Origin of the sequence: Enterococcus sp. 5B3_DIV0040 (assembly GCF_002140755.1) — a bacterium.
GTDB classification, from domain to species: domain Bacteria; phylum Bacillota; class Bacilli; order Lactobacillales; family Enterococcaceae; genus Enterococcus_D; species Enterococcus_D casseliflavus.
This window is the reverse complement of the sequence record NZ_NGLC01000003.1, coordinates 339,604-344,445: the sequence shown is the minus strand read 5'-3', so window position 1 is coordinate 344,445 and position 4,842 is coordinate 339,604. Positions and strand designations below refer to the sequence as shown.

Below are 4,842 nucleotides of genomic sequence, written 5' to 3'. Positions count from 1 at the left end.
CTACTACAATTACCTATAGAGCAAAGCAGTTTGTGAAGGATTAAAAAAATAAAAAAGTTAATGCAAAGTATATTTTTTAATGGAGATAAGAAAAAAATCGAACAAAAGAACCATTGTTTAAGTAGTATTTCATTTTTATTAACTAATCAAATGAGGCTTTGTGAACGTGGTAATTTTGCTAACTTGCAGTTCGATCACAGAATCAGAACAAACAGAGAAATATTTGCTTTAACTTGTTTTTACACTGTAACGGCTACTCGGTACCAAATTAATTTACGAACAGAGAAATCTAAAGCAAAAGCATTTAGAAGTTGTGGCCTAGCTTTAGCTAAACAACTGACAAATATAAACTAAATAATAGTGAAATGTCTTGCAATAATTGATTTTGTAGAGGTACATATATTAAAATAATTGCGAGGTGTTTTTGTATGTCAGAAATTCATTATGGACGTGGTTATGTCTATTCTATTCAATATCATCTTGTTTGGTGTGTAAAATATCGACATGATGTTTTGTATGGTCAGGTAGATATTGATGTCAAACAGTTTTTGAAACAAATTGCTGATGATAATAATATAAAAATTATGGAAATAGAATCAGATAAAGACCATATTCATTTACTTATTGAATGCACCCCACAATACTATATTCCTAGTATTGTGGGGTGCATTTAAAGGCGTATCCGCTAGACTGCTGTTTAAAAAACATCCTGAACTTAAACAACTCCTTTGGGGTGGACATCTTTGGAATCCAAGCTACTTTGTAGCTACTGTTAGCGAAAATACAGAAGAACAAATTAGAAAATATATACAAAATCAGAAAAAGAAATGAGGTGAATCCATATGCTACAACATAAGGCTTATAAATTTAGAATCTATCCTAATCAAGAACAAGAACTATTAATGACTAAAACCATTGGCTGTTCAAGATTTGTCTATAATTATTTTTTGAATTTGTGGAATCATGAATATGCGACTACTGGAAAAGGATTATCTTATAATTCTTGTTCTGCCATGCTTCCACAAATGAAAAGAAATGCAGAGACAATTTGGTTAAAAGAAGTTGACAGTATTGCGATTCAATCCTCATTGAAAAATCTTTCTGATGCTTTTTCTCGCTTCTTTAAAAAGCAAAATAAACGACCACAATTTAAAAGCAAAAAACATCCTATACAAAGTTATACAACTAAAAATGTGAATAATAGTATTGAAATTAGAAATAATTTCATAAAACTACCTAAGTTAGGACTTGTTAAATTTGCGAAAAGTCAAGAGCCCAAAGGGCGAATCTTAAATGCTACAATTCGGAAAAATTCGAGTGGTAAATTTTTTGTCTCCATCCTGTGTGAAGAAGAAATAGTTGAGTTTCCTAGATCTAATTCCGCTATTGGAATTGACCTTGGTATAACTGATTTTGCAATCCTTTCTGATGGTCAAAAGATTGATAACAATAAATTCACGTCAAAAATGGCAAAAAAACTCAAACGTGAACAACGTAAGTTGTCAAAACGTGCATTACTAGCTAAAAAGAAAGGCATCAATCTCTTTGAAGCTAAAAATTATCAAAAACAAAAACGAAAAGTAGCACGACTACATGAAAAAGTAATGAATCAACGCAATGACTTTTTAAACAAGTTGAGTACAGAGATTATCAAAAACCACGATATTATTTGTATAGAAGACTTAAATACACAAGGTATGTTGCGTAATCATAAACTAGCAAAAAGTATTTCGGATGTTTCATGGTCTAGTTTTGTGACTAAGTTAAAATATAAAGCTGACTGGTACGGTCGGAAAATCATCAAAGTAGATAAATGGTTTCCATCTAGTCAAATCTGTTCAAATTGTGGACATAAAGACGGCAAGAAATCTCTAGAAATTCGAGAATGGACTTGTCCTGTTTGTCATGCTCATCATGACCGAGATATCAATGCTAGTATCAATATTCTGACCGAAGGTCTAAGATTACATTCCATGGGATTAGCTTAGATCCAATCATCAAAAACCGTAGGAACTACGGGGATAGCTTGGTAAATAAGAGAAACCGCTGTGAGTAAAGAAATACGCTTGCAAGTATGCTCTATTCCCAAGAATCTTGCGATTTTAGTCATGAGAGGTTCAAAAAGAGGTACTATCCAGACAAAGACCATAGCAAAATCATACTTTTTTGTATGATTGATATTGAAAAAATTCATTTTGTATTTTAAAATCTAATTACCCAATAAACAATTTTTTCATTAATCTCCTTTCAAGGAAGCCCACTCTCCCCGGAGTGGGTATTTTTGACATAAAAATAGCCCACTTCGGCGGGCTTGCAAATATGGCATATTCGTTTTACTTGCAGTAACTAAGTTTATCCTATAGATTAGTAGATGCGTGCAATACTATACGAGAAGTATTAGGCGGTAATACTTGGGGAAGTGTGCCTAATACTCTTCGATTTTTATAGCTTATCATGATTACTAGTTAATAGATAATATGGATTAGAAAACCGTCATAAATTGTTGGGTTTAGTTGTGCACTCTTTCCCAACAGGAGTTAATTGTTATCAAAATAAGAACTGATGTTCGAGTTGTTTAAACCCGTGCTTTTTTGTAAAGTATAACATATAGACTCTAGCTCTGCTAAGGTATTTTCTCATTGCTTTAACTCAGAATCTTCTTTGAAGAACATAGCCGGATGAAAGCTATATTACGAGGAGAATTATTATGAAAAATAGCAATTTAGTTATTTATCCATCAATTTTAGCTCCGAAGGTAAAATTTACAATGTTACTTTTCCAGATGTTCCAAAGGCTATAAATTTTGGTCACGAAATTGACGAGGCAGTAGAAATGGCTCAATCGGCTTTAGGTTTAGCCCTATACAATCAAGATCATCATCCAGAAGCAACGAATCCGAGAGATATTTCTCTAGATAATGAGAATGACTTTGTTTTAGCAATTACTTTGGATTTATCAGAATATCGACGGAAAAAATCATTCTAAAACTGTACGGAAAAATACCTCTATATCGGAATGGCTAAACGTGATTGCGGAAAAAGAAAATATCAATTTTTCTCAAACTCTAACAGAAGCTTTGAAAGAAAAACTACTAAAAAATACCCTCCTACTCACAAGAGTAAGAGGGGTTTACTATGTACCTTGTAGGACTCGAACCTACGACCGGACGGTTATGAGCCGTCTGCTCTCACCAACTGAGCTAAAGGTACTAAATAAGCCATTCCGAAGAGTGGGCGCTTTTTGAAAAAAAGCAATGCCGTTAGTATACAAAAATTATACAAGTTAGGATCGATTTTTTCAATACAAAAAGCTCCACTCACGGGGTTGAGCGGAGGCAGAAAAGAAAAAAACTCGGGTGTGAATTTTTTTCTAGTATAGCCAATAGACCAAGTTTTTTCAATAGTTTGGATAAAAATGGATTTTGTTAAAATCTTTTGAAGTTTTATCTTGACTTATTACCACTAGACTTATTTACAAAAAACAAGTGAATATCCATGAATAATTGTAAGATATCTGTTTCTTCATTCTCCTTTATTTCAGTCAATGAATAACTGTCCTCCACTTCTCGAATCATTTCTGTATAGGATTTTCTAGGCAAATCCATGCTACATAGTTGTTGAAACTGATGGATTTTGATCATGATATGCTTTAAAAATCGTATACTCTGTTCAAAGTTTTCCGCATTTAATTCTCTTAAAATGTCCATGATCAACTGTTTATAGTGTGTGATATATCGTATATCCAACGTTTCTGAATGGTTCGTAGAGTCGTCCATATTCCCTCCTAAATCTTACTCACTCGTTATTTCCAAGCGAATCTTTCTTCCAATCCTTGAAACAGAAAACATCAATCTTCATACGTTTTCTTTCGATGATTCCATTTCAATAAGATACCGACTACACCTATAGCACTGAGGAAAAGCCCTCCTAAAAGAGAAAACAGGTTAGACGTATCTCCCGTTTCAGGTAGTTTTCTTTCATCAACTAACCTTGCAGAATCCTTTTCATCCTTCGAATCCCCCTGGGAACGATCTTCTATAGGTTTATCAGATGAACTTTCTTCCTCCGCTATACTGGTTCTGTTTTCTCCCTCTGTAATACTGTCTTCTGATAAATCTTGAACGTGATCCTCTACAGGAATTGGTTCCTCCTGATTGCCCACTTCTTCTGGGATGCTTTCTGCTGGAATACTTGATTCTTCTTTCGTAGAACTGCTATGGGCTTGTTCTTTCACAGTTACTGGCACGGTTACGATTCGACTGGAGCCATTCGCAAAGGTCACTTTTACTTTGGCTTCAAATGTACCGGCCGTCTCACTGGTCACTGCCTCCACAACTTCTACTGTACTGCCATCCGGTAACCCTTGTACATTATCCTCTAAAGTAACTGGATCCCCTTGATAGACTTCCTCTGATAAGATATTCTCTGATGGAATGCTCGGGATTTCCTCTAATGTAGTAGCTGGGATTCGTTCCTTCACTGTTACCGGCACGGTTACGATTCGGCTGGAGCCATTCGCAAAGGTCACCTTCACTTTCCCTTCAAATGTACCGGCCGTTTCACTCGTGACTGCTTCCACAACCTCTACCACACTGCCGTCTGGTAATCCTTGAAGATTGTCTTCTAAAACAATTGGATCGCCTTGATAGACTTCTTCTGATAAGATATTTTCTGCCGGGATGCTTGGGATTTCCTCCAAAGTACTAGCTGGGATTCGTTCTTTTACTATTACCGGCACTGTTACGGTTCGGCTGGAGCCATTCTCGAAGATCACTTTCACTTTGGCTTCAAACGTACCGGCCGTCTCACTGGTCACTGCCTCCACAACTTCTACTGTACTGCC

General features: G+C 35.4%; 3 protein-coding genes, 1 tRNA gene and 1 pseudogene. 3 read left to right on the top strand and 2 right to left on the bottom strand.

All coding sequences use genetic code 11. The annotated features are described in order from the left end of the window. Positions 1–428 precede the first annotated feature (428 nt). From tnpA to A5883_RS19670, 3 genes and pseudogenes are all read left to right on the top strand, one after another. A pseudogene (tnpA, locus tag A5883_RS18825) lies at positions 429–831 on the top strand (IS200/IS605 family transposase). Positions 832–842: 11 nt separating this feature from the next. Further along, positions 843–1,988 (top strand): IS200/IS605 family element RNA-guided endonuclease TnpB, encoded by a 1,146-nt coding sequence (tnpB, locus tag A5883_RS18820; RefSeq protein ID WP_086339356.1) that lies wholly within the window; start codon positions 843–845, stop codon positions 1,986–1,988. Between the two features lie 748 nt (positions 1,989–2,736). Next, complete coding sequence (locus A5883_RS19670) at positions 2,737–2,985, top strand: type II toxin-antitoxin system HicB family antitoxin (protein ID WP_369596890.1); 249 nt, start codon at positions 2,737–2,739, stop codon at positions 2,983–2,985. A gap of 150 nt (positions 2,986–3,135) precedes the next feature. Here the strand turns inward: A5883_RS19670 and A5883_RS18810 are convergent. Together A5883_RS18810 and A5883_RS19345 are read right to left on the bottom strand one after the other, a co-directional pair. Next, positions 3,136–3,209, bottom strand: a tRNA-Ile gene (locus A5883_RS18810). Between the two features lie 637 nt (positions 3,210–3,846). Continuing rightward, on the bottom strand, positions 3,847–4,842 hold a 996-nt coding region (locus A5883_RS19345), incomplete at its 5' end, for a Rib/alpha-like domain-containing protein (RefSeq protein ID WP_086339376.1).